General features: G+C 62.1%; 28 protein-coding genes, 2 tRNA genes and 1 pseudogene. 20 read left to right on the top strand and 11 right to left on the bottom strand.

Features of this window, described 5'->3' with window-relative positions; translation table 11 throughout:
- The first annotated feature begins 18 nt into the window (after positions 1-18).
- Entirely contained in the window at positions 19-483 is a 465-nt protein-coding gene (locus CRO50_RS20000; protein ID WP_143516967.1) for a hypothetical protein, read from the top strand.
- Positions 484-509: 26 nt separating this feature from the next.
- On the opposite strand, the gene CRO50_RS18565 is transcribed toward CRO50_RS20000, so the two are convergent.
- Together CRO50_RS18565 and CRO50_RS18560 are read right to left on the bottom strand one after the other, a co-directional pair.
- Positions 510-707, bottom strand: a complete 198-nt coding sequence (locus CRO50_RS18565) for a helix-turn-helix domain-containing protein (RefSeq protein ID WP_269778120.1) — start codon at positions 705-707, stop codon at positions 510-512.
- A gap of 32 nt (positions 708-739) precedes the next feature.
- Positions 740-1,363, bottom strand: coding sequence for a tyrosine-type recombinase/integrase (locus CRO50_RS18560; RefSeq protein ID WP_198431813.1), 624 nt, complete (start codon positions 1,361-1,363; stop codon positions 740-742).
- Positions 1,364-1,527: 164 nt separating this feature from the next.
- Here CRO50_RS18560 and CRO50_RS19995 point away from each other — a divergent pair, with 164 nt between their 5' ends.
- Positions 1,528-2,283: a hypothetical protein gene (locus tag CRO50_RS19995; RefSeq protein WP_143516966.1), complete on the top strand. Its 756-nt coding sequence runs from the start codon at positions 1,528-1,530 to the stop codon at positions 2,281-2,283.
- A gap of 8 nt (positions 2,284-2,291) precedes the next feature.
- Here the strand turns inward: CRO50_RS19995 and CRO50_RS18555 are convergent, their stop codons facing one another.
- Together CRO50_RS18555 and CRO50_RS18550 are read right to left on the bottom strand one after the other, a co-directional pair.
- Positions 2,292-3,407 carry a hypothetical protein gene (locus tag CRO50_RS18555; RefSeq protein ID WP_143516965.1) on the bottom strand — a complete coding sequence of 372 codons (1,116 nt, stop codon included), beginning with the start codon at positions 3,405-3,407 and terminating at the stop codon, positions 2,292-2,294.
- Between the two features lie 145 nt (positions 3,408-3,552).
- Positions 3,553-4,452 (bottom strand): hypothetical protein, encoded by a 900-nt coding sequence (locus CRO50_RS18550; RefSeq protein WP_143516964.1) that lies wholly within the window; start codon positions 4,450-4,452, stop codon positions 3,553-3,555.
- A gap of 233 nt (positions 4,453-4,685) precedes the next feature.
- Here CRO50_RS18550 and CRO50_RS18545 point away from each other — a divergent pair, with 233 nt between their 5' ends.
- On the top strand, positions 4,686-4,997 hold the full coding sequence (locus tag CRO50_RS18545) for a hypothetical protein (protein ID WP_097147435.1): 312 nt from the start codon (positions 4,686-4,688) through the stop codon (positions 4,995-4,997).
- Positions 4,998-5,021: 24 nt separating this feature from the next.
- Positions 5,022-6,011, top strand: a pseudogene (locus CRO50_RS18540) (recombinase family protein); the annotation flags it as partial.
- 57 nt (positions 6,012-6,068) lie between these two features.
- On the opposite strand, the gene CRO50_RS20320 reads toward CRO50_RS18540, so the two are convergent.
- Positions 6,069-6,338: a hypothetical protein gene (locus CRO50_RS20320; RefSeq protein ID WP_198431812.1), complete on the bottom strand. Its 270-nt coding sequence runs from the start codon at positions 6,336-6,338 to the stop codon at positions 6,069-6,071.
- Positions 6,339-6,561: 223 nt separating this feature from the next.
- Positions 6,562-6,636: transfer RNA gene (locus CRO50_RS18535), tRNA-Thr, on the bottom strand.
- Between the two features lie 318 nt (positions 6,637-6,954).
- Here CRO50_RS18535 and murA point away from each other — a divergent pair.
- From murA to CRO50_RS18470, 13 genes are all read left to right on the top strand, one after another.
- The gene (gene murA, locus CRO50_RS18530; protein WP_097147434.1) at positions 6,955-8,223 is read left to right on the top strand and encodes a UDP-N-acetylglucosamine 1-carboxyvinyltransferase; all 1,269 of its coding nucleotides are present in this window, start codon (positions 6,955-6,957) and stop codon (positions 8,221-8,223) included.
- Complete coding sequence (locus tag CRO50_RS18525; protein ID WP_097147433.1) at positions 8,220-8,693, top strand: DUF2948 family protein; 474 nt, start codon at positions 8,220-8,222, stop codon at positions 8,691-8,693. The genes murA and CRO50_RS18525 overlap by 4 nt, the downstream gene beginning before the upstream one ends.
- 141 nt (positions 8,694-8,834) lie before the next feature.
- On the top strand, positions 8,835-10,139 hold the full coding sequence (gene hisD / locus CRO50_RS18520) for a histidinol dehydrogenase (RefSeq protein ID WP_097147432.1): 1,305 nt from the start codon (positions 8,835-8,837) through the stop codon (positions 10,137-10,139).
- 135 nt (positions 10,140-10,274) lie between these two features.
- A complete protein-coding gene (locus CRO50_RS18515; protein ID WP_097147485.1) occupies positions 10,275-10,754 on the top strand; it encodes a UPF0262 family protein in 480 nt (159 codons plus the stop codon).
- Positions 10,755-10,761: 7 nt separating this feature from the next.
- The gene (locus CRO50_RS18510; RefSeq protein WP_269778119.1) at positions 10,762-11,223 is read left to right on the top strand and encodes an arsenate-mycothiol transferase ArsC; all 462 of its coding nucleotides are present in this window, start codon (positions 10,762-10,764) and stop codon (positions 11,221-11,223) included.
- Positions 11,220-11,618, top strand: a complete 399-nt coding sequence (locus tag CRO50_RS18505; RefSeq protein ID WP_097147430.1) for a ketosteroid isomerase-related protein — start codon at positions 11,220-11,222, stop codon at positions 11,616-11,618. The genes CRO50_RS18510 and CRO50_RS18505 overlap by 4 nt, the downstream gene beginning before the upstream one ends.
- Positions 11,615-12,193, top strand: coding sequence for a GNAT family N-acetyltransferase (locus CRO50_RS18500; RefSeq protein WP_097147429.1), 579 nt, complete (start codon positions 11,615-11,617; stop codon positions 12,191-12,193). Before CRO50_RS18505 ends, CRO50_RS18500 begins: the two co-directional genes overlap by 4 nt.
- Entirely contained in the window at positions 12,190-13,062 is an 873-nt protein-coding gene (locus CRO50_RS18495) for a carbon-nitrogen hydrolase family protein (RefSeq protein WP_097147428.1), read from the top strand. Before CRO50_RS18500 ends, CRO50_RS18495 begins: the two co-directional genes overlap by 4 nt.
- Positions 13,063-13,150: 88 nt before the next feature.
- Entirely contained in the window at positions 13,151-13,369 is a 219-nt protein-coding gene (gene infA / locus CRO50_RS18490) for a translation initiation factor IF-1 (RefSeq protein ID WP_010137880.1), read from the top strand.
- A 42-nt stretch (positions 13,370-13,411) separates the two neighbouring features.
- Positions 13,412-13,987, top strand: a complete 576-nt coding sequence (locus CRO50_RS18485; protein ID WP_097147427.1) for a Maf family protein — start codon at positions 13,412-13,414, stop codon at positions 13,985-13,987.
- Entirely contained in the window at positions 13,984-15,057 is a 1,074-nt protein-coding gene (locus CRO50_RS18480; RefSeq protein WP_097147426.1) for a ribonuclease E/G, read from the top strand. Before CRO50_RS18485 ends, CRO50_RS18480 begins: the two co-directional genes overlap by 4 nt.
- On the top strand, positions 15,054-15,254 hold the full coding sequence (locus CRO50_RS18475) for a DNA gyrase inhibitor YacG (RefSeq protein ID WP_097147425.1): 201 nt from the start codon (positions 15,054-15,056) through the stop codon (positions 15,252-15,254). Before CRO50_RS18480 ends, CRO50_RS18475 begins: the two co-directional genes overlap by 4 nt.
- 141 nt (positions 15,255-15,395) lie before the next feature.
- Positions 15,396-15,470: transfer RNA gene (locus tag CRO50_RS18470), tRNA-Phe, on the top strand.
- A gap of 251 nt (positions 15,471-15,721) precedes the next feature.
- Here CRO50_RS18470 and CRO50_RS18465 read toward each other — a convergent pair.
- Complete coding sequence (locus CRO50_RS18465; RefSeq protein ID WP_097147424.1) at positions 15,722-17,173, bottom strand: acetamidase/formamidase family protein; 1,452 nt, start codon at positions 17,171-17,173, stop codon at positions 15,722-15,724.
- A gap of 344 nt (positions 17,174-17,517) precedes the next feature.
- Here CRO50_RS18465 and CRO50_RS18460 point away from each other — a divergent pair, with 344 nt between their 5' ends.
- The gene (locus CRO50_RS18460) at positions 17,518-19,872 is read left to right on the top strand and encodes an acetamidase/formamidase family protein (RefSeq protein WP_097147484.1); all 2,355 of its coding nucleotides are present in this window, start codon (positions 17,518-17,520) and stop codon (positions 19,870-19,872) included.
- Positions 19,873-19,996: 124 nt separating this feature from the next.
- On the opposite strand, the gene CRO50_RS18455 is transcribed toward CRO50_RS18460, so the two are convergent.
- The 3 genes from CRO50_RS18455 to CRO50_RS18450 are packed head-to-tail and all read right to left on the bottom strand — an operon-like array spanning position 19,997 to position 22,361.
- Complete coding sequence (locus CRO50_RS18455) at positions 19,997-21,187, bottom strand: aromatic amino acid transaminase (protein WP_097147423.1); 1,191 nt, start codon at positions 21,185-21,187, stop codon at positions 19,997-19,999.
- On the bottom strand, positions 21,180-21,320 hold the full coding sequence (locus CRO50_RS20255; protein WP_157791771.1) for a hypothetical protein: 141 nt from the start codon (positions 21,318-21,320) through the stop codon (positions 21,180-21,182). The genes CRO50_RS18455 and CRO50_RS20255 overlap by 8 nt, the downstream gene beginning before the upstream one ends.
- A 3-nt stretch (positions 21,321-21,323) precedes the next feature.
- A complete protein-coding gene (locus CRO50_RS18450; protein ID WP_097147422.1) occupies positions 21,324-22,361 on the bottom strand; it encodes a zinc-dependent alcohol dehydrogenase family protein in 1,038 nt (345 codons plus the stop codon).
- Between the two features lie 143 nt (positions 22,362-22,504).
- Between CRO50_RS18450 and CRO50_RS18445 the strand changes: the two genes are divergently transcribed.
- Entirely contained in the window at positions 22,505-22,984 is a 480-nt protein-coding gene (locus CRO50_RS18445; protein WP_097147421.1) for an Lrp/AsnC family transcriptional regulator, read from the top strand.
- A 179-nt stretch (positions 22,985-23,163) separates the two neighbouring features.
- Here CRO50_RS18445 and CRO50_RS18440 read toward each other — a convergent pair whose 3' ends face one another.
- Positions 23,164-23,592, bottom strand: a complete 429-nt coding sequence (locus CRO50_RS18440; protein WP_097147420.1) for a thioredoxin family protein — start codon at positions 23,590-23,592, stop codon at positions 23,164-23,166.
- A 304-nt stretch (positions 23,593-23,896) separates the two neighbouring features.
- On the opposite strand from CRO50_RS18440, the gene CRO50_RS18435 reads away from it, so the two are divergent.
- Complete coding sequence (locus CRO50_RS18435; RefSeq protein ID WP_179747325.1) at positions 23,897-24,652, top strand: DeoR/GlpR family DNA-binding transcription regulator; 756 nt, start codon at positions 23,897-23,899, stop codon at positions 24,650-24,652.
- The last annotated feature ends 105 nt before the right edge of the window (positions 24,653-24,757 follow it).

The raw sequence follows: 24,757 nt of genomic DNA, 5'->3' as shown, positions 1-24,757 counted from the left end.
AAACTTTGAGGAAAAATCGTGTCTTTTGAGAAAGATAGAACGGTTCGCGAGCTATTCAGAGCCGCCACCCATCAAGACATGACAAAGCGCTTGCGTACTGCGGAGGATTTTGAGCGGTATGGCAAAATCCGGAAAGAAACCCATGCGCGCATCCAAGCTGAAAACCAGGCATTCGCCCGCGAATACGATGAGCGCATGAATGAAGCGCGTCAGGCCGTCCTCCGAGAAAGGACAGGTTACAGGCTTGAGCATCCGTCACCGCCCGGTATGCCGCATGTATCGGATACGACAGCACTCGACAAAATGGCCGATGCCCGCGTGCATCGGGATCATGACGCGCGAATTGATGCAATCTATAAAGACGAAACGGATCAGTTGAACGCCCTGCGCGAAGCCATCCGTGAACGTGACGCACCCACCCAGGCGGCAAAGCGTGCCTTTGGCCAAAGCTATGAGCGTAAAGGGCCAACAAGGGAGAATTGAGCGCCCCCAAACGAAGAAAATTTCCGCTACGTACCGTCTTCAAAAAAATAACCCACCGAGACCTCTAAATGCCCGGCCAGCTGAGACATGGTTGAGGCTGCGATCTTGTTGGAGCCGTTTTCGTATTTCTGCACCTGCGCACAACTGACATTCAGCACCTCGGCAAGGTCCGGCTGGGTCAAGCCCAGCTCCGTTCGTCTTTGCCGGATGCGCCTGCCGATCATCCTGTCGATTTTAGTGATGGGAATTCTCGGCATTACACCCCCCACATACGGGCCGCTATGGCGCGATCTTCAGGGCCAGAGGCGGCTACGTAGATGGAAGTCGTCTCAAGGCTGGCATGTCCCAGCCATGTTTGCAGCCGGGTTTCCGGCACATGCATAACAGCGGCATGAACGCCAAGCGCATGACGGAGCCCGCGTGCATTGCTTTTGACCCCGCTCAGCCCTGCCGCATCCATGACCGAGCGCACAAGACGCCAGCCCTTCGTGCGCCCAAATGGCCAGAGCGGCAATGCATCACCGCCACGTGCAGATGCCTGCGCATCTCTTATCCCGTGAACCGTGTCGAGCCTTCGCGCAAACTCCGATGGGACAGGCACAGGCCGGAAATGCTTACCCTTGAGGCGACCACGCTTTTTAAGGCTGCGGATGATCACCATGCTCTCATCAAGGTCGATATTGATGGCGGTCAGTGCCAGCGCCTCACTAGGCCGACATCCGGTCCAGTGGATCATCTCACAGAAGGTTCGCTCAGCGGGGTTTTTGATCACGCACAGCGCGGCGAGGAACTTCTTGCGCTCGCTGCTGGTGAGATACTTACGCTCACCGAGCTGACTATAAAGGGACATGCCCTGAAAGGGCGATGAGGTTTGTGACATGGATGATTCCTCCAAAAGTGTTACTCAGCAACGCGAACAGAATTGAGAATTATGGTTTTTACTTGTGTTTGTCGTGGATTCTGCTACCGTTCCAACATTAAGAGCGCACGTATGCCAGAGGCGCAACCCATCGAAAGCGGTGATAATTCAAGGGTGTAAGCGACGTGAAACAGAATTCTCAATATTGTTCCAAAATAAAGTCAAGCAATAATAGCCTAAATCACGATTTATTGACAAATATTGCAAATAATGCTATTCGTTTGATCAATAATAATAAGAATATCGAAAAATCGATATTAATAGACAGGTACTCAGATGTGGTGTGGCCCGTGAAATCCGGGCAAGGCGTGTTTCAGAAATGGGCACGTCAAAGCGCAATGCGCTCCAACAAACACATGATGAGGCTCAAAATGGCTTTAGAAAAATTGAAAATAGGCTTTGGTGCCGCCGCACTGGCAACCATGATGACGGTTACCCCTGCCGCCTACGCGCAGGATACACAGCCCGTGGCACAAACCCAAGAACAGCTGATTTGCGAAGATGTCGGTGAATATCAATGCGCCACGCCGGGCTTTAAAGGTCCGGTAGACGATAAGGTTCTATTGGGCATTCTGTCACGTGACAGTGTAGTCATTCATTTTGGCCGAGGAATCTCCAATGCCGGAATAACGGCGGCAGTAATGACGGATAATGGAATTCCAACCTTCGCGGTACCGGGCGGCCCTGACGGGTTGGCCGAGTTTTATGTTGATGGGGCAAAAATGCAGTGGCCGCCAACCGATCAGCAAGTGATGAATCGAATGCCATTTGCCGCTCCTATTCAACAGTATTTTGACAATAAACGCGCGCAAGCCGCCGTTATTGACCACGATGATGAGGATCATCCGACATTGGCAGCGTTAACCGCTGATGCAAATTAACAGCGCGCTTACCCCATGCCGCCGGAAATAGACCAACCACCATCGGCGGATGCCGTTTGTGTGGGCACTTCTTCATTCGGGCTCGCTTCGGCAACTGTTGCAGGGGGTTCAGCTTCCGCATTGGCCAACTCAATTAACTCAGCAACTTCTGGCTCCATCTTGGCAACAAACTCAGCAACTTCCGGATACTGTTGTATAAGCGCCAGCTCCATGTCTGCTCTTAACGAATCTGGGTAATTTTGCAGATTTTCTCTTTTGCTTTGAAACTCTTCAATATCCATGTGGTCTGGAATAACGTCCTCGTCCCGATACTCGTTTGAGCGTTGGCTCACCTCAGCAGATTCAGCGCCCGTATCGCCAAGCTCAGCGATTTGATTAACAATTTCTGCTTCATGCTGTCGCGCGCCCCATTGATTGCCCCCTAAATCATAGGCGTGCGATTGCTCTTCAGCACCCGACAGTTGATTTTGATTGCCTTGCACAGCTTCGAGCTGAGCCTCCAGACCATCAATCTCTCTACGGACATCGTCCAGATCAGCGCGTTTCCCGTCCAATTCAGCTTGCTTGGCGTCTCTGTCGTTTGATTTATTGGCTTCAATATCTCGCAATGCCTGTAACAGCGCATCAGAGTCAGAGCGATCAACCTTTTTACCTGTTCTGCGCTCATACTCCTGTAGCGCAGTCTCCAGTTGCTTATCTTTTAGTGCTCCGTTTTCGTCCAGCCCAAGTTCTTCGCCCTTTTCCAATCTCGCAATCGCATCATCTAAATGATCAAGTTCTTGATCCAGTTTTTCGATCTCTTGCTCTAACTGATCAATTTCGCTCATCAACTGATCGCGGCGCTCATACAGTTTTGCCAACTGCGCTTCAATGGCGGCGACAGATCGCATCAATGCTGCGGTCCGTTCGCGTTTCTTCTTTTCGCTTTCAGTATTGCCGTTGGCAAGGCGTGCATTCGATGCAGCCGTGCGCATTCTTCCGTTTAACCCGCCATCAGGGTCAGCGCCATTCATGTCTTGGCGGTTCTCGGCATCAAGCTGCCCCTCCACAAACCTTTTCGCCGCTTCATGCGGCTGTGAAAGCGCGGCGCTTTCATTAAATGACTCTTTATATCCCAAACTCACACTATTTCCCCTTTGTGGAGTAACTTGTGCTTTGCAACACACTAGTTATTTACATAATATAATAGTGTTATATGGTTAATAAATTGTTATTATGGAAAATTAAAAGCTGTATATTTACATCTTCAATCAATAAATGCATTTATAGTTAAGTATTATTCCACCGCTTCCAGCGATTTATAGTGTATTCGAGATGGCGTTTATACGCGATTTCTATGTCACCGCGAAGCCAATCATTGATTACACTGGCGGTCAGCCCTTTTGGAACAGCGGGAGCTTCGTGCAACAGGCGCGAAGCAGTGACATTCGTCTCACTGATAAGCCTGCGGATTTCCTGCTGGATTTCCGGCGTTATTGCAATCTTGGTGGCATCGGATGATCTTGCGTATTTCTCAGAGTTGCTGTCAGGCAGGCTGCTCCATGCCGCCAAGACAAAATCAAGGTGGTGTTTGTGTGCCTTTTGCGTATTTATTGAGTCCGAAAGCCATGTGAAGATCAGGTTGGATGTCAAGCCCGGCGGAACATCCGCCGTCATTCTCATGAGCTTTATCGGCGAAACGCCGGTTCGCTTATTTTGGTGGCGCAATTCCTGAAGCATTTCATCGGAAACGTCGATCATGACATGCCCGGACTCGATGACCTTCTCCCACCTTGCGATCACATAATCCAGATGGCGTTTCTTCGCACTGCTTCGCGTACCGTTCAGCCACGTTGAAATCATGATGCTGGTAAGCCCCTTTGGGCGATCCTTAGCCGTACCACGTAGCAAGGCACCGGGTCCTTTACCCGATTTTTCCTTATAGGAAAGAAGCCGCTCTCGTATTTCATCCGTCAGGATGATTTTTTCCGAAACTCGCTTGTTGTTATTATCTTCTTGTTCATCGAATTCAGTAGGCATGACTAAAATAGTGTGCCTGTACTTGTTTGAGAAAGAAACGAAAATTTTGCTAGGCCTGAGATGGGTATGAATTTCGGACCTTTTGAGCTGAGCAAGGTATGCCGGGATGACACAGGAATTTTTGGCAAAATCATCAGCACTTACATACATTACCCGCCCCGACTAAGTATCTGTTATACTTTAGAATAGGTCCTATCCTAAGCCCTTGTTGAGGCAGTACTTTTTGCATGATCCCAAAGTGGAATGCTATCATGGGTATATGAATGGGGAGCCAAATACACGCATAGTTATGTCAAGTTCCGCCACCAAACCGCCCACTGCGCCGACCGTTTCCAGATACCTGGAGAGAGGATTGGAACTCCCTAACCGGAAAGGCAGAGGCGATGAGTGAGGACAGGACCTGCAATAGATTCAATGGCGCGGCGCGGCCCACAATCACCGTCGATGTCGAGCGCTATCAATCCTTCCTGGACGGAACCGATATGTCACAGGCTCAAAAGGAAGCCTACCTGCAAGACATGTGGGAAGTCATGGTCGGTTTTGTTAAACTCGGCTTCGATATCCATCCAGCGCAACTCGCCTGTGGGCAGAATCAAGAAAATTCTGATCCAGGGCCACTTGGCAAGTTGGGACGGGTATACTCAGAGAAATCAAAGATTGCAGAAACATTCAACAGCGCGCCGGAAGTCGATTAGGCCCAACGCGAGGAAGGAAGATTCATGGGAGAAGCTAAAATACAAAGTGAGACTGTGCCCAAGGCGCTGATCTACTGCCGCGTATCGTCCACGCGACAAAAGACGGAGGGTGGCGGGCTCGAAAGCCAAGAGCATCGGTGTCGTCAATATGCCGATTCAAAGGGCTACCAGGTCGTCGGAGTGTTTCCAGATGATGCATCCGGCGGTGGTGATTTCATGAACCGCCCCGGCATGGTGGCGCTGCTCAGCTTCCTCGATGCCCAGCCGGGCGAAAAATACATCGTGGTTTTCGATGATCTCAAACGATTTGCGCGCGACACCGAGTTTCACATCAAGCTGCGCCGGGAATTTCAGGCGCGTGGCGCACGGATTGAATGCCTGAACTTCAAACTTGATGACGATACGCCGGAAGGCAAGTTCATCGAGACGATCATTGCAGCCCAGGGCGAACTTGAGCGCGAACAAAATCGCCGCCAAGTGATCCAGAAGATGAAAGCCCGCGTCGAGAAAGGCTATTGGGTTTTCCATGCGCCGATTGGATACCGCTACGCGTCTGACCGCGTTCATGGCAAGTTGATGGTTTACGACGAACCCTTAGCCTCCATCGTCAGGGAGGCGCTTGAAAGTTATGCGATAGGCCGTTTCCGCTCCCAGGCGGAGGTGAAGCGTTTTCTCGAAAGCAAGCCGGATTTCCCCAAAGACCTGCCCAATGGCGAGGTACGGGCCTGGAAGGTCACGAAGATGCTCAAACAATCGCTCTATGCGGGCTTTATCGAAGTGCCCAACTGGAATGTGAGCCTCCGCAAGGGGCATCATGAGCCACTCATCAGCTTCGACACCTTCACCCGCATCCAGAAGAACCTCGACGCCGGAGCGCGCCCAGCGGCGCGAAAGGACATCAGTGTCGATTTTCCGCTGCGTGGCTTCGTCTGTTGTGATGACTGCGGCAAGCCAATGACGGCTGCCTGGAGCAAAGGCTGCCGCAAACGTTACGCCTATTACCTGTGTGACACGAGGGGGTGCGAGTCAAAGCGCAAATCGGTCCCGCGTGCACGGATCGAAGACGGCTTCTCAGACATTTTGAAAAACATGCAACCGTCCAAGCGCTTCTTCGCGCTCGCAAAGCAGATGTTCATCGACGCTTGGGATATGCATTTGGCGGAAGCGCACGTCGCCAAGCAGGCAATGGTTAAACAGCTCAAAGAGGTCGAGACTCAGATCGAAGGTGTGCTGGATCGGATTGTAGAAGCGACAAACCCGTCTGTGATCACTGCCTATGAAAAACGGATCGAGCGGCTGGAACGCGACAAGATTGTGCTTGCTGAAAGGATCGAAAACCACATCCCGGCCAAGGGGAGGTTGGAAGAGTTTATCGAACTCTCGCTTGTGTTCCTGTCAAGGCCTTGGGAAATATACGAAAATGGTTCTCTTGCCGTGAAACGCACTGTGCTGAGATTGGCATTTTCCGAGCCACTTCGTTATAGCCGGGAAAACGGTTATCGAACTACAGAAACCACCTTTCCGTTCAAGGTGTTAGCTGGTTTCAACAACCAAAAAGAAGAGATGGTGCCGCAGGGGAGGATTGAACTCCCGACCTCACCCTTACCAAGGGTGCGCTCTACCACTGAGCTACTGCGGCATTCCGATGCGCCTTCGCGGTGATCTCACCGCCCCGGCGCCGGGGCCCGGCTGCCGTTCCCGGCGACCGTGGGCGGGTGATTAGACGCAAACCGCCGGGGGTGCAAGCACAATCTGGACGCTTTTTTCCGGCTGCTTTACAGAAGGCCTATGGCAAGGAAACCGGACGTTGGAAAAGATGCGCAGACGCGCGATGAAAGGCTGAAATCGGCCCTGAAGGCGAATCTCGCCCGACGGAAAGCGCAGGCACGCGCGCGGGCGGCCTCGACAGACAATCAAAGCCCCGAAGGGGCGGACGAGCAGGAAAAGGACTAGAGGCATGGATTCGATCCTAGTGAAGGGCAATGGCCCGCTGAGCGGCAGCATTCCCATCGCGGGCGCCAAGAACGCCTGCCTGGCACTGATGCCGGCGACACTTCTGTCGGAAGAACCGCTGACGCTGACCAATGCGCCGCGCCTTTCCGACATCAAGACGATGTCGGCGCTGCTGCAAAGCCTGGGCGGTGAGGTCTCTCGCATGCAGGACGGCAAGGTGCTGGCGCTGTCCAGCCATGACCTGACCTCCAGCTGGGCCGACTACGATATCGTGCGCAAGATGCGCGCCTCCAACCTGGTGCTGGGCCCGCTGCTGGCGCGGACGGGTCAGGCGCAGGTCTCGCTGCCCGGCGGCTGCGCCATTGGCGCGCGTCCGATGGATCTGCATATCGAGGGGCTCGAGGCGCTTGGCGCCGAGATCGAGTTGCGCGACGGCTACCTGCACGCCAAGACCGCGGGCGGCCGGCTCAAGGGCGCGCAGTTCGAGCTGCGCTTCGCCTCCGTGGGTGCCACCGAGAACATCGTCATGGCGGCGACGCTGGCCAAGGGCACCACGGTGCTGACCAATGCCGCCCGCGAGCCCGAGATCGTCGACCTGGTGAAATGCCTGCGCGCCATGGGCGCCCAGATCGAAGGCGAGGGCACCTCTCGGATCGAGATCCAGGGCGTCGACGCGCTGCATGGTGCCACCCACCAGGTGGTCGCCGACCGCATCGAGCTGGGCACCTACATGCTGGCTCCGGCCATCGCCGGTGGCGAAGTCGAATGCGTCGGCGGCTCGCTGGAGCTTCTGGGCGCCTTCGTCGAGAAGCTGGACGAGGCCGGGATCTCGGTCGAGGCCACCGAGAAGGGCGTGAAGGTCAAGCGCCGCGGCGACCGCATCAAGGCGGTGGACGTGAAGACAGAGGTCTTTCCCGGCTTCCCGACCGACCTGCAGGCGCAGATGATGGCGCTGCTCTGCACCGCCGAAGGGACCTCGGTGCTGGAAGAAACCATCTTCGAGAACCGCTTCATGCATGCGCCCGAGCTCACCCGCATGGGGGCGAATATCGAGGTGCATGGTGGCCAGGCCAAGGTGCATGGCGTCGAGCGGCTGAAGGGCGCGCGGGTGATGGCCACCGACCTGCGGGCGTCGGTTTCGCTGATCCTGGCCGGTCTTGCCGCCGAGGGCGAAACCGTGGTCAGCCGGGTCTACCACCTGGATCGCGGCTACGAGAGCGTCGAAGACAAGCTGTCGGCCTGCGGGGCCAAGATCGAACGGATCACGGAATGACCGAAGACGCACGTTTTGAGGATGGCGGTGAAGCGCCGCTGAACCTGGGTGCCCTGACCGGAGAGGACCTGCAGGTCCTCTCTGCCCTGGTCCAGGACGCGGTACTGCCGGTGACCGAGATGCGCTTCATGCGCGATGAGAAGCGCTTTGCCATGCTGCTGAACCGGTTCCGCTGGGAAGACGGGGCGCGCGATCGCCACGGCGCCGAGCGCGTGCGGGCGCTGCTGGTCTTCGAGAACGTGCAGGCCGTGGCCAGCCAGGGCGTCAGCCGCGCCGATCCCGACATGATCCTGTCGGTGCTTTCGCTCGAGTTCATCCCCGACCAGGAGCCGCCCTCGGGGCAGCTTCTGATCACCCTCGCCGGCGACGGCGCGATCCGGCTGAAGGTCGAGGCGCTGGAAGCGGTGTTGAAGGATGTCACCCGTCCCTACCAGGCGCTCTCTGGCAAGGTGCCCGACCACGGGGAATGAAGCTGGCAGCGGCCAGTGCAGGCAGGGGGCCGTGATCCCCCGCGCGCGGGGCCCGGTGATCCCGGAGGGCAGCGGCGGCATGCCCGCTTGAACCCGCCTTTGGCTTCGGTCTACAGAGTGCCGAACCCCGGAGGGACCCTGATGCCGCATTTCCTGTCCACCAGCGACGCCGATTTTGAAACCCGCTTCACCGCCCTGCTCGGTGCCAAGCGTGAGGATTCGCCGGATGTGGACGACGCGGTGGCCGGGATCATCGCCGATGTCCGCGCCCGCGGTGACGCCGCCCTCATCGAGCTGACGGCGAAATTCGACCGCCTGGAGCTGACGCCCGAGAGCCTCGCCTTCACCCGCGAGGAAGTCGACGCACATTGCGCCAACGTGCCCCCGGCCGAGAAACAGGCCCTGGAGACCGCCGCGCAGCGCATCCGCGCCTACCATGTCCGCCAGATGCCGGAAGATGCCTTCTGGACCGATCCCGACGGCGCCTCTCTCGGCTGGCGCTGGACGGCCGTGTCGGCGGCGGGCCTTTATGTGCCGGGCGGGCTGGCCTCCTATCCCTCGTCGGTGCTGATGAACGCCATCCCCGCCAAGGTGGCCGGGGTCGAGCGTCTGGCCATCGCGGTGCCGACGCCCGATGGCAAGGTGAACCCGCTGGTGCTGATGGCCGCGCGGCTGGCCGGCGTGGATGAGATCTATCGCATCGGCGGCGCCCAGGCGATTGCCGCCCTGGCCTATGGCACCGAGAGCGTGGCCCCGGTCGACAAGATCACCGGGCCGGGCAATGCCTATGTGGCGGCCGCCAAGCGCCGGGTCTTCGGCAAGGTGGGCATCGACATGATCGCCGGGCCGTCCGAGATCCTCGTCATCGCCGATGCCGACAACGATCCCGACTGGCTGGCGCTTGATCTGCTCAGCCAGGCCGAGCACGACGAAAGCGCCCAGTCGATCCTGATCACCGATAGCCCCGCGCTGGCCAAGGCGGTCGCCGCGGCTGTCGAGAAGCGGCTGGAAACGCTGGAACGGCGCGAGATTGCCGGTGCCAGCTGGCGCGAGAACGGGGCGGTGATCACCGTCTCCGACCTGGACGAGGCCGCGGCCCTGTCCAACCGCATCGCGCCCGAGCACCTCGAGATCTGCACCGCCGCGCCGCTGGAGCTGTCGCAGAAGTGCCAGCACGCGGGCGCGATCTTCCTTGGCGGCTGGACCCCCGAGGCCATCGGCGACTATGTCGGCGGCCCGAACCACGTGCTGCCGACGGCGCGCTCGGCCCGATTCTCCTCGGGCCTTTCGGTCATGGATTTCCTCAAACGCACAACGCTCGCGCAGATGACCCCTGCGGCCCTGAAGGCCATCGGCCCGGCGGCAGAGCGGCTGGCTATCTCGGAAAGCCTTGAGGCGCACGGACTTTCCGTCCGCGCCCGTCTGGACAAGCTCAACGAGGGCTGATGCGCTCTGGCCGCTTGCGCCATGCTGACGCTTCGTTAGATTAATCGTTTGTAAAGTATTTGTAGCGCTTTTCTGCGATGCAGCATATCCTTTACCCGAGGGGAGCTCGTCCGGAGAACGAGGGAAACGATGATCATGTCCCGAATAGCGCATATCGAGCTGGACGACCGAAATCTGCCGCCTCCGACACCGGAGATCGAGCAGGAACGGCGGGTCGCCATCTTCGACCTCATGGAAGAGAATTCCTTCTCGCTTCCCAAGCGGGATGACCGGCTCGTGCCCGAGGGACCCTATCGCCTGGGGCTGTCGATCCGCGACAAGCGGCTGGTTTTCGACGTGCAGACCGAAAACGGCGGTCCGGCCGCGCAATTCCTGCTGTCGCTGGGACCGTTCCGCCAGGTGGTGAAGGATTACTTCGCCATCTGCAAAAGCTATTTCGATGCGGTGAAGAATCTGCCCCCGGCGCAGATCGAGACCATCGACATGGCGCGCCGTGGCATCCATGATGAGGGCGCGCGTGTATTGGTGGAACGACTCGAAGGCAAAGCCATCGTCGACCATGACACGGCGCGGCGGCTGTTCACGCTCATCTGCGTGTTGCACTTCGGAGGGTAAAGAGGTCTTGCCAGCGGAACGTCCGCAATCGGTTTTGTTCTGCTGCGACCACAACGCGGTGCGTTCCCCCATGGCCGAAGGGATCATGAAGAAGCTCTACGGCACCGACACCTACGTGCAATCCGTCGGGGTCCGGAATGACCTCGAGATCGACGGTTTCGCCATCGCCGTCTGCAAGGAACTGGGGGTCGAGCTGTCCCGCCACCGCTCGCGTTCCTTCGAGGAAATGCAGCAATGGGGCGATGACCTTTCCTCGTTCGACCTGGTGGTAGCACTGTCGCCCGCCAGCCAGCGCTCGGCGCTGGAGCTGACCCGCTATTTCCACCTGACCGTGGAATACTGGCCGATCATGGACCCCACCGGGATCGGCGAGAACCGCGAGCAGAAGCTGAACGCCTATCGGCAGAGCCGCGACCAGATCATCTCCAAACTCAAAGACCGTTTCGGTCCCCCTTCCGAGGCCGCATGACCCAGATTATCCAGCGCTACTTCGACGCCTTCAACGCGGGCGACACCGATGCCATGCTCGACTGCCTGAGCGAGGACGTCGCCCACCATGTCAACGAGGGCAAGATCCGCACCGGCAAGGCGCTGTTTGCCGAGTTCAACGATCACATGACCCGCTGCTACAAGGAGCTGCTGACGGACATGGTGATCTTCGTCTCGCCCGACGGACGCCGGGCGGCGGCGGAATTCGTGGTGAATGGCAGCTACCTTGCGACGGACGAGGGCCTGCCCGAGGCCAGGGGTCAGACCTATCGCCTGCCCGCAGGCAGTTTCTTCGACATCGACGAAGACGGGCTGATCTGCCGCGTCACGACCTACTACAATCTCGCGGATTGGGTGGCGCAGGTCTCGAAATGAAGATCGAGGTGCTGACGGGCGGCGCGCTGGAGGCGGCGCTGGATGACGTGGCCCGGCTGCGAATCGCGGTCTTCCGCGACTGGCCCTATCTCTACGACGGCGACATCTCCTACGAACGGCAGTACCTGGACGATTACCTGGCGCCCTCTGCCATCGTCGTGGCGGCAAAGGACGGCGACGAGATCGTCGGCGTCGCCACCGGCATGGCCATGGAGGCGCATGCGGAGGACTTCGCCGCCCCCTTCGCCGAACGCCCCGAGCCGCTGGAGCAGATCTTCTACTGCGCCGAGTCGGTCCTGCTGCCCGCCTATCGCGGCCAGGGCATCGGCAATGCCTTCTTCGACGCCCGCGAAGCCCATGCCAAGGCGCTTGGCCGCCGATATTCGGCCTTCTGCAGCGTCATCCGCCCCCAGGATCACCCGGCCAGGCCCAAAGGGTACAGCCCGCTCGATCCCTTCTGGCGCAAGCGCGGCTATGCCCCGCTGCCGGGCGTTCAGGCCGAATTCCGCTGGACCGATATCGGGGACAGCGACCAAAGCCCCCACAAGCTGCAATTCTGGATGAAAACCCTATGAAAGTTGCCGCCGCCGCCTATCCGCTCGATGTCTTCACCAGCTGGACCGCCTATGAGGCCAAGCTCTCGGCCTGGGTGGCGGAAGCTGCCGGGCAGGGGGCCTCGCTGCTGGTCTTCCCCGAGTATGGCGCCATGGAGCTGGCCTCCATCGGTGGAGAGGAGATCTGCGCCGACCTGCAGGCCGCCAGCCGCTATATCTCGAACCTCTGGGGCGACGTGAACGCGCTGCACCTGAAGCTGGCGCGGGCGCATGGGGTGCATATCGTCGGTGCTTCGGGTCCGGTGATCGAGGCGGGACGGATCACCAACCGCGCCCATCTCTATGCGCCGAACGGCCAGATGGGCTTTCAGGACAAGCAGGTCATGACCCTGTGGGAGCGCGATCCCTGGGGCGTGGAAGGCGCGGGGCCGCTGAAGGTCTTCGACACCCAGATCGGCAAGCTGGCGATAAGCATCTGCTACGACAGCGAGTTTCCCCTTCAGGCCCGTGCGCAGCGCGACGCCGAGCTGCTGCTGGTGCCTTCGGCCACCGATGCGCTCGAGGGCTACTGGCGTGTCCGCATCGGCGCCATGGCCCGCGCGCTTGAGGGGCAATGCGTCTCTGTCATGTCCTCGATCGTGGGCGAATACCCCCTTGTCGAGGCGGTGGACGTGAGCTGGGGCATGGGCGGTATCTTCGGCCCGCCGGACGAGGGCTTCCCGCCCACGGGCGTGCTGGCAGAGGGTCAGATGAACCAGCCGGGCTGGACTTACGCAGCGGTTGATCTTGCGGCCATCCGCCATGTGCGTCAGAAGGGGCGGGTGCGCAACCTCGCGCACTGGGACGAGCAATCCGATGACAGCTCTCTCGAAACTTGCGACCTGCGCTAGAGAATTTCCTTGAATATTTGACGCAGAGCGCTCATTTACGCGCCACGGACGCGCGCAGTCGCGTCCCCCACTGACTACAGGAGACCACATGGCCAAGGAAGACATTCTCGAATTCCCCGGCGTCGTGAAGGAACTCCTGCCGAATGCGACATTCCGGGTCGAGCTCGAGAACGGCCATGAGATCATCGCACATACGGCAGGCAAGATGCGCAAGAACCGCATCCGTGTTCTGGCTGGCGACAAGGTGCAGGTCGAAATGACCCCCTATGATCTGACCAAGGGTCGGATCAACTACCGCTTCAAGTGACATCGCGCCCGCGCGGTGTCTCTTTCTTCAAGAGGGCCTGATTTGAAACTCGTCCTCGGATCTGGCAGCCCCCGGCGATTGGAGCTTCTGGCTCAGCTGGGGGTGACGCCTGACGATATCCGTCCCCCCGACATTGATGAAACGCCCCTGAAGGCCGAGCTGCCGCGACCCTATTGCCAACGCATGGCGCGCGAGAAGGCGGCTGCCGTCACGGCAGGCGATGGAGAGATCGTGCTCTGCGCCGATACCACCGTCGCCCTGGGCCGCCGTATCCTCGGCAAGCCCGCGGATGCGGGAGAGGCGGCTGAATTTCTCTATGCGCTGTCGGGGCGTCGCCACCGCGTGATCACCGCCATCGCCGTCAAGGCCCAGGGCCGCATCTGGGAGCGTGACGTGGTCACCGCCGTGCAGATGAAGCGCCTCTCGGATGACGAGGTGAACGGCTACCTGGCGACCGGCGACTGGCAGGGCAAGGCGGGTGGCTATGCCATCCAGGGGCCCGCGGGCGCTTTCATTCCATGGATCTCAGGGTCCTTTTCCGCCGTCATGGGCCTGCCCGTGGCCGAGACGGCGCATCTGCTGAGCGCGGCAGGATGGCCGCTCTGGAGGGACGCATGAAGGGTCTGCAGATCGTTCTCGACCAACTCACCGATCCCACCGGCGGCGCGCCGGTCGAGGCGGCACTTCTGCTGGAAGACGGCCGTCCCTCGGACCTGCTGCTGGATGACCCCGAGGCCGTGCGCCCCGGCACCATCTACCGCGCCGTGGTCGATCGCCCGGTGAAGGGGCAGGGGGGTGTCTTCGTGAAGACACCCGAGGGCATGGGCTTCCTGCGCCAGGTGCGCGGGCTGGCCCCCGGCCAGTCGCTGCTGGTGCAGGTCACCGGCTACCCCGAGCCCGGCAAGGCCCTGCCGCTGACTGCCAAGGTGCTGTTCAAGAGCCGCTATTGCATCGTCACCCCCGGCGCGCCCGGCCTCAACGCCTCGCGCGCGATCCGCGACGATGACGCCCGTGAGGCGGCGCTGGAAGTGGCCCATGACGTGCTGGACGACCACCCCCTGATGCAGGGCGAAGATCCCGCCGGTGTCATCCTCCGCTCCGCCTGCGAAGGTGCCGACCCCGAGGCCATCGCCGAGGATATCGCCGCCACCGCCGAGCTCGCCTCCCAGGTCCTGGCCGATGCGGGCAGCGGTCCCGAGAAGCTGCTGGACGGTCCCGGCCCCCATGAGCTGGCCTGGCGCGACTGGCCCGAGGCCCCGGTGCTCGAGGGCGAAGGCCGCTTCGCCGAGATGGGCCTGGACGGTGACCTGGAGGCGCTCTCTGGCCCCGAGGCGGCTTTGCCCGGCGGTGCCAGTCTCTTCATCGAGGCCACCCGCGCCTGTGTCGCGGTCGACGTGAATACCGGTGCCGACGGCAGCCCCGCCGCGGGCCTGCGCGCCAACCTCGCCACGGCGAAGGAGCTGCCCCGTCAGCTGCGCTTGCGCGGCCTCGGAGGCCAGATCTTCCTGGACCTCGCGCCCATGGGCAAGAAGGACCGCCGCCAGTTTGAAAGCGCCCTGCGCGCCGGCTTCCGCAGCGACTCCACCGAGACCGTCCTGGCCGGCTGGACACCGCTCGGCAACTACGAGCTGCAACGCAAACGCGCCCGTTTGCCTTTGGGCCCGCTTCTTGGCAAATTGCTTGGATGAGCTGTCCGATCTGCAACCGCAAGTCCGATCCCGAGATCCGTCCCTTCTGTTCCGCCCGCTGCGCCGACGTTGACCTGGCCCGCTGGCTGAGCGGCACCTACGCGGTACCCTCGACCGATCCGGATGACATCGAAACCGCCCTGGATGCCGCCGCCGAGGCGCTGGAACGCCCCGGCCGCCCGGACCGTCTTTCCTGAGCCTTTCCGGGCATTTGCGGGAAGATTTTCAGGCCGTCCCAAGCTGCCGCCACGACGCCGATCTTTTTGTGAAAAACCCTCTGGACACTCCCGCGCCTGTCGCCTAGAACGCCTCCACCCAACGGCAGATGCCGTTCCCGTGCCCGGGTAGCTCAGGGGTAGAGCAGTGGATTGAAAATCCTCGTGTCGGTGGTTCGATTCCGCCCCCGGGCACCATTATTCTCCAATAGATCAATGGTTTCGCTTCAGTGTAAAGCTGATGGCCGCTTCCGGTTTGCATGAACCTGTTTGCCGTTCAGTGCATTTGCAAGGGCAGGGGCACCGGTGTTGCCGTGCCTTTGTCCTGAAAACTGGCGGCAGACTTGCATCGGTGATGTCTGCTTCCTGGGCCATGTCGGGCGCCCTCTGAAGGGGCGCCTGTCCCCGCGCGGAACGGATGCTCCGCGCGGGGGGCTCGCCATGCCGATCTAGGCGCGGCCGGAGAAGAGGTCCTTCTTCACGATCGCATGGACGCCCCAGTTCCCGTCGACGACCTGGGTGATCCCGAAGTCGACACCAACCGACATCAGCGAATGCGCCTCGTCCTCGGTCAGGCCCTTGGTGGTCATCAGGAACTTGCGCATCTTCCGGAAGGCGTCCCGCATCGCGCCGTCGATGGAGGATTTGCCGTAGATGTCCGACTGGGCGGTCGGGCCGAGGTCGTCCAGGTAGTTCGGCACCGAGAAGCCGTGCACCAGCCATTCTGTCTGGGTCTCGAGCATCGGGTGATCCATCTCCTCCAGCGGCGTGCCGCCAAGGTCTGCCTTCTTGTGCAGGATCAGCTGGAAGGTGCCGGTGAGCGAACATTCGATGGCCGTGCCGCAAAGTTCGCTGTCGCCCTGCGACGCATGGGGGTCGCCGACCGAGAGCAGCGCGCCGTCCACGGACACCGGGTAGTACATGGTCGCACCCTTGCCGATCCGCCAGTTGTCCACGTTGCCGCCTGTATAGCTTGGGGGGACGGAGTCGACGAAATCGGCCTCGGCCGGCGCCACGCCGAGCGTGCCGAAGTGGGGCCGGATCGGGATGCGGATCCCCTTCAGCACGTCGAAGTTCCGGGAGGTCAGGGAGTGGTCGACCGGCACACCCGGATAGTCGATGGTCTTGTGGGTCACGCCGAACGGGTCGGTCTGCGGCACCCACTTGAAGTTGTAGACAGCCTCTGCCCAGCTCTTGTGGCCCGTCGCATCGACCTCGTAGATCGTGATGACCTCGCGCTTCGCGTTATTGAGCATGTCATTGTAGTGGTAGCCCCAGGCCGCCGCCGCGTTGGAGCCGAAGCTCCGGCCGGTGAATTCCGGGTTGGCGCAGGGCCGCGGGGCACAGTCGAGGATGCGGACCTCCAGAACGTCGCCGGGCTCGGCGCCGCGCACATAGACAGGGCCGGTCAGGATATGCACGCCCTTCCCGTCGCCGGAACCGATCTTGTAGACGGAAGGGTCGGTCGACCCCGCGCCACGGCGGTCGACGCCCTTCTTGTCCTTGGTCCAGAGATAGACACTCTCTGCGCCCTCGTCGCCCTGAACCATGCGCTCCATGTCGTCGCCCGCGTGGTGCGTCAACGTCTCGATGGTCACGATGTCACCGCTGTCGACCTCAACCTGCGGCTTCAGCGTCTTGCTGAAATAGCCCCAATGGACGGTCTCCGAATTGGCGGGAAGGTAGTGATAGGACGGCGTGGAGGGGCCGTTCCTGGCACTTGTCTCTGCCAGCGCCGGGGTCACCAGCGACAGCCCGCCCGTGGCACCGAAGGCCGCGATCCCGCCTGCGCCCATCAGGCCGGCGCCAAGAAAACCGCGTCGACCCGGATTGATCTCTTCCTTGAACTTCTGGAAATGCGCCTCGAAATCGGGGCAATTCACGTCGTCTCCAAGACACATGATCGTCTCTCCTGTTGATTTGTTTCTGGTGCCGGCGCACCCAGTTGGGTTCAGCGGCTGCATTGGGGCAAGCTTTGCCGCGCCAGGAGGGCGTTGCGCCCAGATCGGCTTTCCAAAGGACGAGAAATCCTTTGGAATGAGAGGGTTGAGGGATGGGGTCGAGGCGGGTGATCCCTCCGCTCCGCCGGCGACTGCGCATGCGGGCAATAGTTTGTGCACATGCTGCAAAGCGCTCGCCGACACAGGCGCACAAGAATCCGGCACAATGGCGGAAAGTCACGGCGAAGACCCGAATTCGCGGCGGGAGGCCTCCCGTCGCAGGCTAAGCTTGTCTGGGGATGGACATGACGCAAGGACCGGCTCATCTGAATCTTTCCACGTTGCCAGAGGCATCGCGCGCGGACAGCTGGAGCGCGGCGCTTGCCGACCTCGGGCTGACCGGCCAGTCCGACGCACAGACAATGCTCAACGGCACGCTGAGCGTGCTGCCGCTTGCCAGCGGAGTGCGCCTGGGGCGCCTCGTGGCGCCACCGCAGGAGATCTCTCCTGCCCTGTCCCGCGCACGGCCCTCGCCGCTGCTGGTGGTGCTGACGCTGCGCAGCCGGGGCGAGGTGTCGATGGACGGCCACCTGCAGTATTTCGCCCAGAATGACATTGCCGTGCTCGACCAGGGCAGCGACTGGCGTCTGCAATGGTCAGGAGACGCCAAGGCGATCCTGCTTGAAATCCCTCATGATGCCGTCTCCGCCCGACTGGGCCGACAAAGGCCGAACCGGCCGCTGGTGCTTGGCAGTTCGATCCCCTCCGACATGGCGCGGTCGATGCTGACCGTCCTCGGCGCGCAGTTCGACACGCTGACCCCGCAGGACCTGGCCGCGGGAGAGGGCGCACTGCTCGATGTGGTTTGCAGCGCCATCGCACGCGAGGCGGAGTTTGACGATGCGGCGATGACCTCGGTCCAGGTGGCGCACTTCCAGCGCGTCGCCGCCTCGATCGACACGCGACTGATGATGCCGGACCTGTCCCTGAGCGATGTTGCCGCGCTGGCAGGGCTTTCGCCGCGATACGTCCAGCGCCTTTTCGAGCTGCGCGGCGACAGTTTCTCGCGCTACGTGCGCCAGAAGCGCCTGGCGCGCAGCCGGGCCGATCTGCTCGACATGAGCCAGGATTCCGTGGGGATTTCCCAGATCGCGCATCGTTGGGGCTTCGCCAGCGCCTCGCATTTCAGCCGTTCGTTCCGGGAGGCCTTCGGCATCTCGCCCAGTGAAATGCGAGAGGACAACCGCCATGCGCCGCTGCCCTATGCCTTCCGAGGCAGTCCGGGCGTTGCGGCGGATCTGGCTGCGGGCGTCCGGGCGCGACCGCCGGGCCCGAAACCTGCCGATCCCGCGGCGGGCCTTCCCGAACCGACACCCGGCGACGGCATCTCGGCTGATTTCATACTGCCGGCCCGCGCCGACACGGTGCATTGGGGGCACATCAGCCGCTCCATACTGCCGGTTCTCTACGTTCCCTCCGGCTCGGTCGTCCGGGTCGAGACGCTGACGCAGCATGGCGGCGACGATTATGCCCGTTTCATCGAAGGCGACCCCGGTGCGGAAAGCATCTTTCGCTGGACGCGTGACGGCAAGGGGGTGGACCGGCGCGGGGCCGGGCCGATGGACGCCTCGGTCTTCGGGCGCGGTGCGGGCGAGGGCTTCGGCGTTCATATCTGCACCGGGCCGATCCATGTGACAGGTGCCCAGCCAGGCGACGTGCTGGAGGTTGAGATACTGGAGATCGCGCCGCGTCCCTCGGCAAACCCGCTCTACAAGGGCAAGGCCTTCGGCTCCAATGCCTCGGCCTGGTGGGGATATCAGTACAATGATCCCCTGCAGGGAACGGCCCGGCACGAAACGGTGACGATCTTCGAGGTCGACCTGGCCCGCCCGGACGAGGCCCGCGCGCTCTATCAATACGAGTGGACGCCCCAGACAGACCCGTTCGGCGTCGAGCACCCGATCATGGACTACCCCGGCATCCCCGTCGACCAGAGCTCGTTGCAGCACCGCGCGACGCTCGAGGGTATCACGGTGCCGGCCCGCCCCCACTTCGGCTTCGTCGGCGTTGCGCCGCGCGAGGCCGATATCGTGGATTCCATTCCGCCGGGGTATTTCGGCGGCAACGTGGACAACTGGCGCGCCGGGCCGGGGGCCCGGATCTACCTGCCCGTGGCGGTCGAGGGCGCCCTGCTCTCCATCGGGGATGGCCATTTCAGCCAGGGCGATGGCGAGATCAACGGAACCGGCCTGGAAATGTCCCTGACGGGAACGGTCCGCCTGAGGCTGCACAAGGCGGGAACAGACCTGGTGCCCCAGATACGCGGTCTCACCGCGCCGATCATCGAGACGCCCGAGGAATGGGTGATCCAGAGCTTCAGTTTTGAAAACCACCTGCGTGACCTCGGGCGCCGCGCGCAGACCGACGTCTATACGCGCTCTTCGGTCGACAACGCATTGCGCAACGCATTCCGGCAGGGGCGCCGCTTCCTGATGGACGTTTATGGCCTGACCGAGGACGACGCCCACGCCCTGCTGTCCATCGCGGCGGACTTCAGCGTCACGCAGGTGGCAGACGGCAACTTTGGCGTTCACGTCACGATCAGGCGGTCACTTTTCGATGGCAACAAGGCAGCGCCAGCGCCCCAGGGCAGGCGCTAGGCGCGGGGCGGCAAGGCGTCTGCCTGCTCTGGCCCCTGTCGTCAGCGCCCCGGCCCTTGGCGGGCCTCGCCAAGAGCCTTCCATCGCCGACCTGGGGTGCGCTGCAGACAGGCAGTCGCGGGGGTCAGCCGGACGGGTCTGACAAGATCCGGCAGACGGCCTCCACCAGCCACCGGACATCTTCGTCCCCGAGGCGTGCGACGTTTATGCGGCCCCCCTGCACGACATGGATGCCATGATCCCTGGTCAGCGCGGCTTCCTGCGCGACACTCAGCGGCAGAAGCGAGAACATCCCCACCTGCCGCCCAAGATAGGCAAGCCGGTCGGTGCCGAACATCTCTTGCTCTGTCACCACGATCCGCTCGCGCATGCGCGCGACGCGCTGGCGCATCTGCTCGAGTTCGCGCAGCCAGAGCGCCTTCAGCTCCGCATCCTGCAGGATTGTCCGCACCACCGACGGGCCATGGTCCGGGGCATGCGATGCCCCCGAGCGGACGATGGCCGTGACGGCGCGGGTGATGCGCTCCTGGTCGCTGGCGCGGGTCTTGATGAAAAGCGCGCCGGCGCGGTCGCGGTAGATGCCGAAGGACTTCGACAGGGTGATGCAGACAATGCATTCGTCAAAGCGCTCCGCGATGCGGCGGGCCATCAGGCAATCGGCCTCGAAGTCCTGCGCGAAGCCGAGGTAGGCGAGGTCGATCCAGGGCACGACCCCAAGCGCTTCAAGCCTGTCGAGAAGCGCCGCGAACTGGTCCTGGCTCATGTCCGCGCCTGTCGGGTTGTGGCACACGCCCTGCATCAGGAAGACATCGCCGGGACGGGCGGCCTGCAAGCCGTCCATCATCTGCTCGAAGGTGAGTTCGCTGCGCAGCGTTTCGTAGTAGGGCAGCGCTTTATGGCGCGCGCCGGCAGCCGTCAGGATCGGAACGTAGTTTCCGTAGGTCGGGGCTTGCAGCCAGACCGTCGGCGGCTCGGGCAGCTGCGCCAGAAGATCGGCCATGACACGCAGCGCGACCGCGCCGCCCGACGTCTGCGCGGCCACCCAGCCCGCATTGTAGGCATCCCCAAGGATTTCATGGCCCAACAGGCGGCAATAGTCCGCATCTCCGGTCAGGGCGAGGTAGGACTTGCTGGCCTGGGTTTCGATCAGTCGCTGTTCGGCCAGTTTCACGGCCTCGAGCACCGGCGTGCGCCCGTGTTCATCCTGGTAGATCCCGACGGTCAGGTTCAGCTTGTCCCGGCGGGGGTCCTGCGCAAAGAGGTCTGCGCCGATCATGATCGGATCGACGGGATAATCGTCGGCCTTCTCAAACATCGGTCACCCTTTCAAGCTCGACGGCCCGGTTCTGGCAGGCGGTCATCTGCGCCAGGGCAAAACCCCGGCCAATCGGCCCGCCGAGGCGGGCGGAGGCCACGGTGCCGCCGCGGGTCGGTGCGATGGTCTTCATGGCTCAGAACCGGGTGATGACGGTGGCGCCGACGGATCGGAACTTGTCCATCTCCATCAGCGCCTGCGGGGCCTCGGCAAGGCTGATCTGCTGCCCCACCAGGCGCGCCGGATCGAGCCGCCCGCTTGCAACCATGTCCAACATCGCGCCGTAGCGATGCGCCTGCATCCCGTGCGAGCCGAGCAGCTCGATCTCCTGTCCGACGATCTTCGGCATGGGGATCGCGGGGGCCGCGTGCTCTCCCAGCATCAACCCCACCTGCACGTGCTTGCCGCGCGGCCGCAGGCAGAGGATCGAATTCGTCATGGTGACCGGATGCCCCAGTGCGTCCAGCGAGACATGCGCGCCACCCTTGGTGATCTCCCGAATGGCGGCAGGCACGTCGGCATTCATTCCGTCTAGGACCGCCACGGCGCCAAGCGCCTTTGCCAGGGCCAGCTTGGCCGGATCGAGGTCCACGCCGATCACGTTTGCCCCGGCCGCCGCCGCGATCATCACCGCCGAGAGGCCGACACCGCCGCAGCCATGCACCGCCACCCATTGGCCGGCGCTGACCTTGCCCTGGTCGATGACGGCCCGGAACGAGGTGGCGAAACGGCACCCGAGGCTGGCGGCCGTGGCAAAGTCCATCGTTTCCGGCAGCGCCACCAGATTGAGGTCGGCCTGGTGGATCGGCACGTATTCCGCAAAGGAGCCCCAGTGGGTAAAGCCCGGTTGTTCCTGGTGCAGGCAGACCTGCTGGTTGCCGGAGTGGCACTCCGAGCAGCTGCCGCAGCCGCAGATGAAGGGCACCGTCACCTTGTCGCCGGGCTTCCAGTGCCTCACGTCCCGGCCCACGGCCTCGACCACGCCCGCCAGCTCATGCCCCGGCACATGCGGCAGCTCGACGTCGCTGTCATGCCCCATCCAGCCGTGCCAGTCGCTGCGGCAGACACCGGTCGCGGCCACCCTGAGCACCACGCCATGCGGCTCTGGCGTCGGATCGGCCACGGTCGTGAGCTTCGGGGCTTCCTGGAATTTCTCGAAAAGGACGGCTTTCATGGCAGGGACTTTCAGCCTGGGATGGTTGGGAAGGGCAGATTACCGCCCGGCACGTGAAATGCTATTGCCATTTTTCCTCTTCGGAGCGGGGTTGTGAGGCAGCATCTGCTATACTTGCCACGTCTACGGAAGGAATCTACCCCATGCCCGAGATCGACGGCATCAACTCCCAACTTCTGACCCTGCTGCAGGAGGACGGCCGTATGACCAATGCCAGGCTCGCCGAACGCATCGGGATGAGCGAAACGCCCTGCTGGCGGAGGCTGAAGCGGCTCGAGGAAAGCGGCATCATCGAAGGCTACCAGGCCAATCTGAACCGCCGGAAACTGGGGCTGGGCGTGATGGCCTTCGTCCAGCTGCGCTGCTCCGAGCATGACCAGGCGGCCACCGCCGAGTTCCAGCGCATCGTGGAAACCACGCCGAACATCCTTGCCTGCCACAATACGACCGGGGCGGACGACTTCCTGCTGATCGTGGTGGCGAAGGATCTCGACGACTACAGTGTCTTCGTCGACAGCACGCTGAGGCGGCTGCCCGGCGTGACGAGCATCCGCTCCAACCTCTCGCTGAAAGAGATGAAGGCGTCGAGCAAGCTGCCGATCTCGTCCGTTTCCGGCAGTTGAGCCGCCTGCTGCCTGGCTGGATACCAGAGAGCCTCTTTGGCGAACCAGGTGTTTTCAGCGCGTAGAGGCTTTCGCCAAGGCTGGCGGGCAGGGCCGCTGGGAGCTGTCTCTGCTTGCCGGAACGGGAAAGCTGTGGGCCTCCGCGATGACAAGGTGCCCGCGGCCTGTGCCCCGAGCGTTCAGACGGCCTTTGCCCAGTTCACGATATCGGTGCTGCGTTGCGCACCGGACTGGCGGCGGCGTTCCTTGCCCCCGGCGAAAGCGACCATCGTCGGGATGCCCCGGATGCCGTATTTCGCCCCGGCGGCCTGATGGTCCTGGGTATTCAGCTTCACCAGGCGCGCCTGGCCGTTGAGCTGCGTCGCGGCGCGGGCGAATTCGGGCGCCATCATCCTGCAGGGGCCGCACCAGGGCGCCCAGAAGTCCACGACCAGCGGAATGTCATCGTTGCGCGCGGCCTTCTGCAGGATCGCGGGGTCCACCTCGGACACCTTGGTGCCGGTCAGCCTGGCCCCGCAGGTGCCGCATTTCGGATCTGCCGACAGGCGCTCTGCCGGGACGCGGTTCACCTGGCCGCAGTCCAGGCATGTCAATTTCAATCCGGCCATGGTCAGCCCTCCTGATCTCCCCTTAGATATATTCATGCGAGCAGAGGTCGCAAAGGCCCCGGTGGCGCTAATTTCCGGCCTTGAGGCACAGGCGCTGCCGATCAGAAGGAGCTTGGCGCGGGGCATGCGCCCTTGGCTGGTGTCTTGGGTTTTCTGGATTGTGCCGGTGACTACCGGGGGTCGATCGAACCTATCTATGGCCCTGCGTGCTCTTTTTCCTTTTTGTGCTCTGCCTGCGCGGCGTGCTTGCCGCCTGCGCGCATATGGATCTAGGCTTCTTCAGGGTTTCCATAGGGATATCGGTATGATCCGTGCAGAGCGACACGACAGGATTCTGGCAGAGCTCGCGCGGCGTGGGACCGTCAGCGCGCAGGAGCTGTCGAAGCTTCTGGATGCCTCGCTGGCGACGATCCGGCGCGATATCGCGGAGCTGGAGAGCCGCAAGACGGTGACCCGGACCCATGGCGGCGCCTCGCTGCCTCAGGGGCGAGAGGAATTGCCTTTCGACGCAAAGGTGATGTCCTACCTGCCCGAGAAGCGCCGTATCGGCGCAGCGGTGGCTTCGGCCTTGCAGGACGGCATGACTGTCGGCGTCGGGGGTGGCACCACGGTGATGCAGATGATCCCGGCCATCCAGCGGCGCTCGCTGACGGTGGTGACCACGGCGATCAACGTGGCGCTGGACCTGTGCACCGCCGATGACATCGAGGTCACCCTGACCGGCGGCACCCTGCGCCGCCGCACCGCCGAGACGGTGGGTCATATCGCCGAGCGCACCCTGCGCGACATCAACCTGGATGTGACGGTGATCGGCGTGGACGGGATCGACCGCGAGAAGGGGCTCACCACCCAGGACAGCAACGAGGCCTACGTGAACCGGGTCATGGCCGAGCAGGCGCGCGAGGTCTGGATCATGGCCGACCATTCCAAGTTCGGAGAGGTGCGCCCGGCCAAGATCATGCCGTTGACCGGCGCCTCGCGGATCTTCACCGATATCGGCCTGCCCGAAGAGGTCGCGGCCCGCTACCGCGCCCTCGGGATCGAGGTGGTGCGGGTCTGACCCCGCCCCATCTCCCGTGCCACCCAGGGCGCGGTCGCAGTCAGCCTCCGCCGCCCGGCGCGAGGAGTCGCGCCGTCTTCGAGGCCATCCCGCGAAGGCGGTCAG

The sequence above is a fragment of the Pseudooceanicola antarcticus genome (assembly GCF_900215355.1).
Lineage (GTDB): Bacteria > Pseudomonadota > Alphaproteobacteria > Rhodobacterales > Rhodobacteraceae > Pseudooceanicola > Pseudooceanicola antarcticus.
This window is presented reverse-complemented; position numbering and strand designations above follow the sequence as displayed.

Bases quoted from the DNA above. Each gene is read 5' to 3' on its own strand.
- CRO50_RS18565 (WP_269778120.1), bottom strand. From the start codon at position 707: ATGATCGGCAGGCGCATCCGGCAAAGACGAACGGAGCTGGGCTTGACC.
- CRO50_RS18560 (WP_198431813.1), bottom strand. From the start codon at position 1,363: ATGTCACAAACCTCATCGCCCTTTCAGGGCATGTCCCTTTATAGTCAG.
- CRO50_RS18550 (WP_143516964.1), bottom strand. From the start codon at position 4,452: ATGTATGTAAGTGCTGATGATTTTGCCAAAAATTCCTGTGTCATCCCG.
- CRO50_RS18545 (WP_097147435.1), top strand. From the start codon at position 4,686: ATGAGTGAGGACAGGACCTGCAATAGATTCAATGGCGCGGCGCGGCCC.
- murA (WP_097147434.1), top strand. From the start codon at position 6,955: ATGGATTCGATCCTAGTGAAGGGCAATGGCCCGCTGAGCGGCAGCATT.
- CRO50_RS18525 (WP_097147433.1), top strand. From the start codon at position 8,220: ATGACCGAAGACGCACGTTTTGAGGATGGCGGTGAAGCGCCGCTGAAC.
- hisD (WP_097147432.1), top strand. From the start codon at position 8,835: ATGCCGCATTTCCTGTCCACCAGCGACGCCGATTTTGAAACCCGCTTC.
- CRO50_RS18515 (WP_097147485.1), top strand. From the start codon at position 10,275: ATGTCCCGAATAGCGCATATCGAGCTGGACGACCGAAATCTGCCGCCT.
- CRO50_RS18505 (WP_097147430.1), top strand. From the start codon at position 11,220: ATGACCCAGATTATCCAGCGCTACTTCGACGCCTTCAACGCGGGCGAC.
- CRO50_RS18500 (WP_097147429.1), top strand. From the start codon at position 11,615: ATGAAGATCGAGGTGCTGACGGGCGGCGCGCTGGAGGCGGCGCTGGAT.
- CRO50_RS18495 (WP_097147428.1), top strand. From the start codon at position 12,190: ATGAAAGTTGCCGCCGCCGCCTATCCGCTCGATGTCTTCACCAGCTGG.
- infA (WP_010137880.1), top strand. From the start codon at position 13,151: ATGGCCAAGGAAGACATTCTCGAATTCCCCGGCGTCGTGAAGGAACTC.
- CRO50_RS18480 (WP_097147426.1), top strand. From the start codon at position 13,984: ATGAAGGGTCTGCAGATCGTTCTCGACCAACTCACCGATCCCACCGGC.
- CRO50_RS18475 (WP_097147425.1), top strand. From the start codon at position 15,054: ATGAGCTGTCCGATCTGCAACCGCAAGTCCGATCCCGAGATCCGTCCC.
- CRO50_RS18465 (WP_097147424.1), bottom strand. From the start codon at position 17,173: ATGTGTCTTGGAGACGACGTGAATTGCCCCGATTTCGAGGCGCATTTC.
- CRO50_RS18460 (WP_097147484.1), top strand. From the start codon at position 17,518: ATGACGCAAGGACCGGCTCATCTGAATCTTTCCACGTTGCCAGAGGCA.
- CRO50_RS18455 (WP_097147423.1), bottom strand. From the start codon at position 21,187: ATGTTTGAGAAGGCCGACGATTATCCCGTCGATCCGATCATGATCGGC.
- CRO50_RS20255 (WP_157791771.1), bottom strand. From the start codon at position 21,320: ATGAAGACCATCGCACCGACCCGCGGCGGCACCGTGGCCTCCGCCCGC.
- CRO50_RS18450 (WP_097147422.1), bottom strand. From the start codon at position 22,361: ATGAAAGCCGTCCTTTTCGAGAAATTCCAGGAAGCCCCGAAGCTCACG.
- CRO50_RS18445 (WP_097147421.1), top strand. From the start codon at position 22,505: ATGCCCGAGATCGACGGCATCAACTCCCAACTTCTGACCCTGCTGCAG.
- CRO50_RS18440 (WP_097147420.1), bottom strand. From the start codon at position 23,592: ATGGCCGGATTGAAATTGACATGCCTGGACTGCGGCCAGGTGAACCGC.
- CRO50_RS18435 (WP_179747325.1), top strand. From the start codon at position 23,897: ATGATCCGTGCAGAGCGACACGACAGGATTCTGGCAGAGCTCGCGCGG.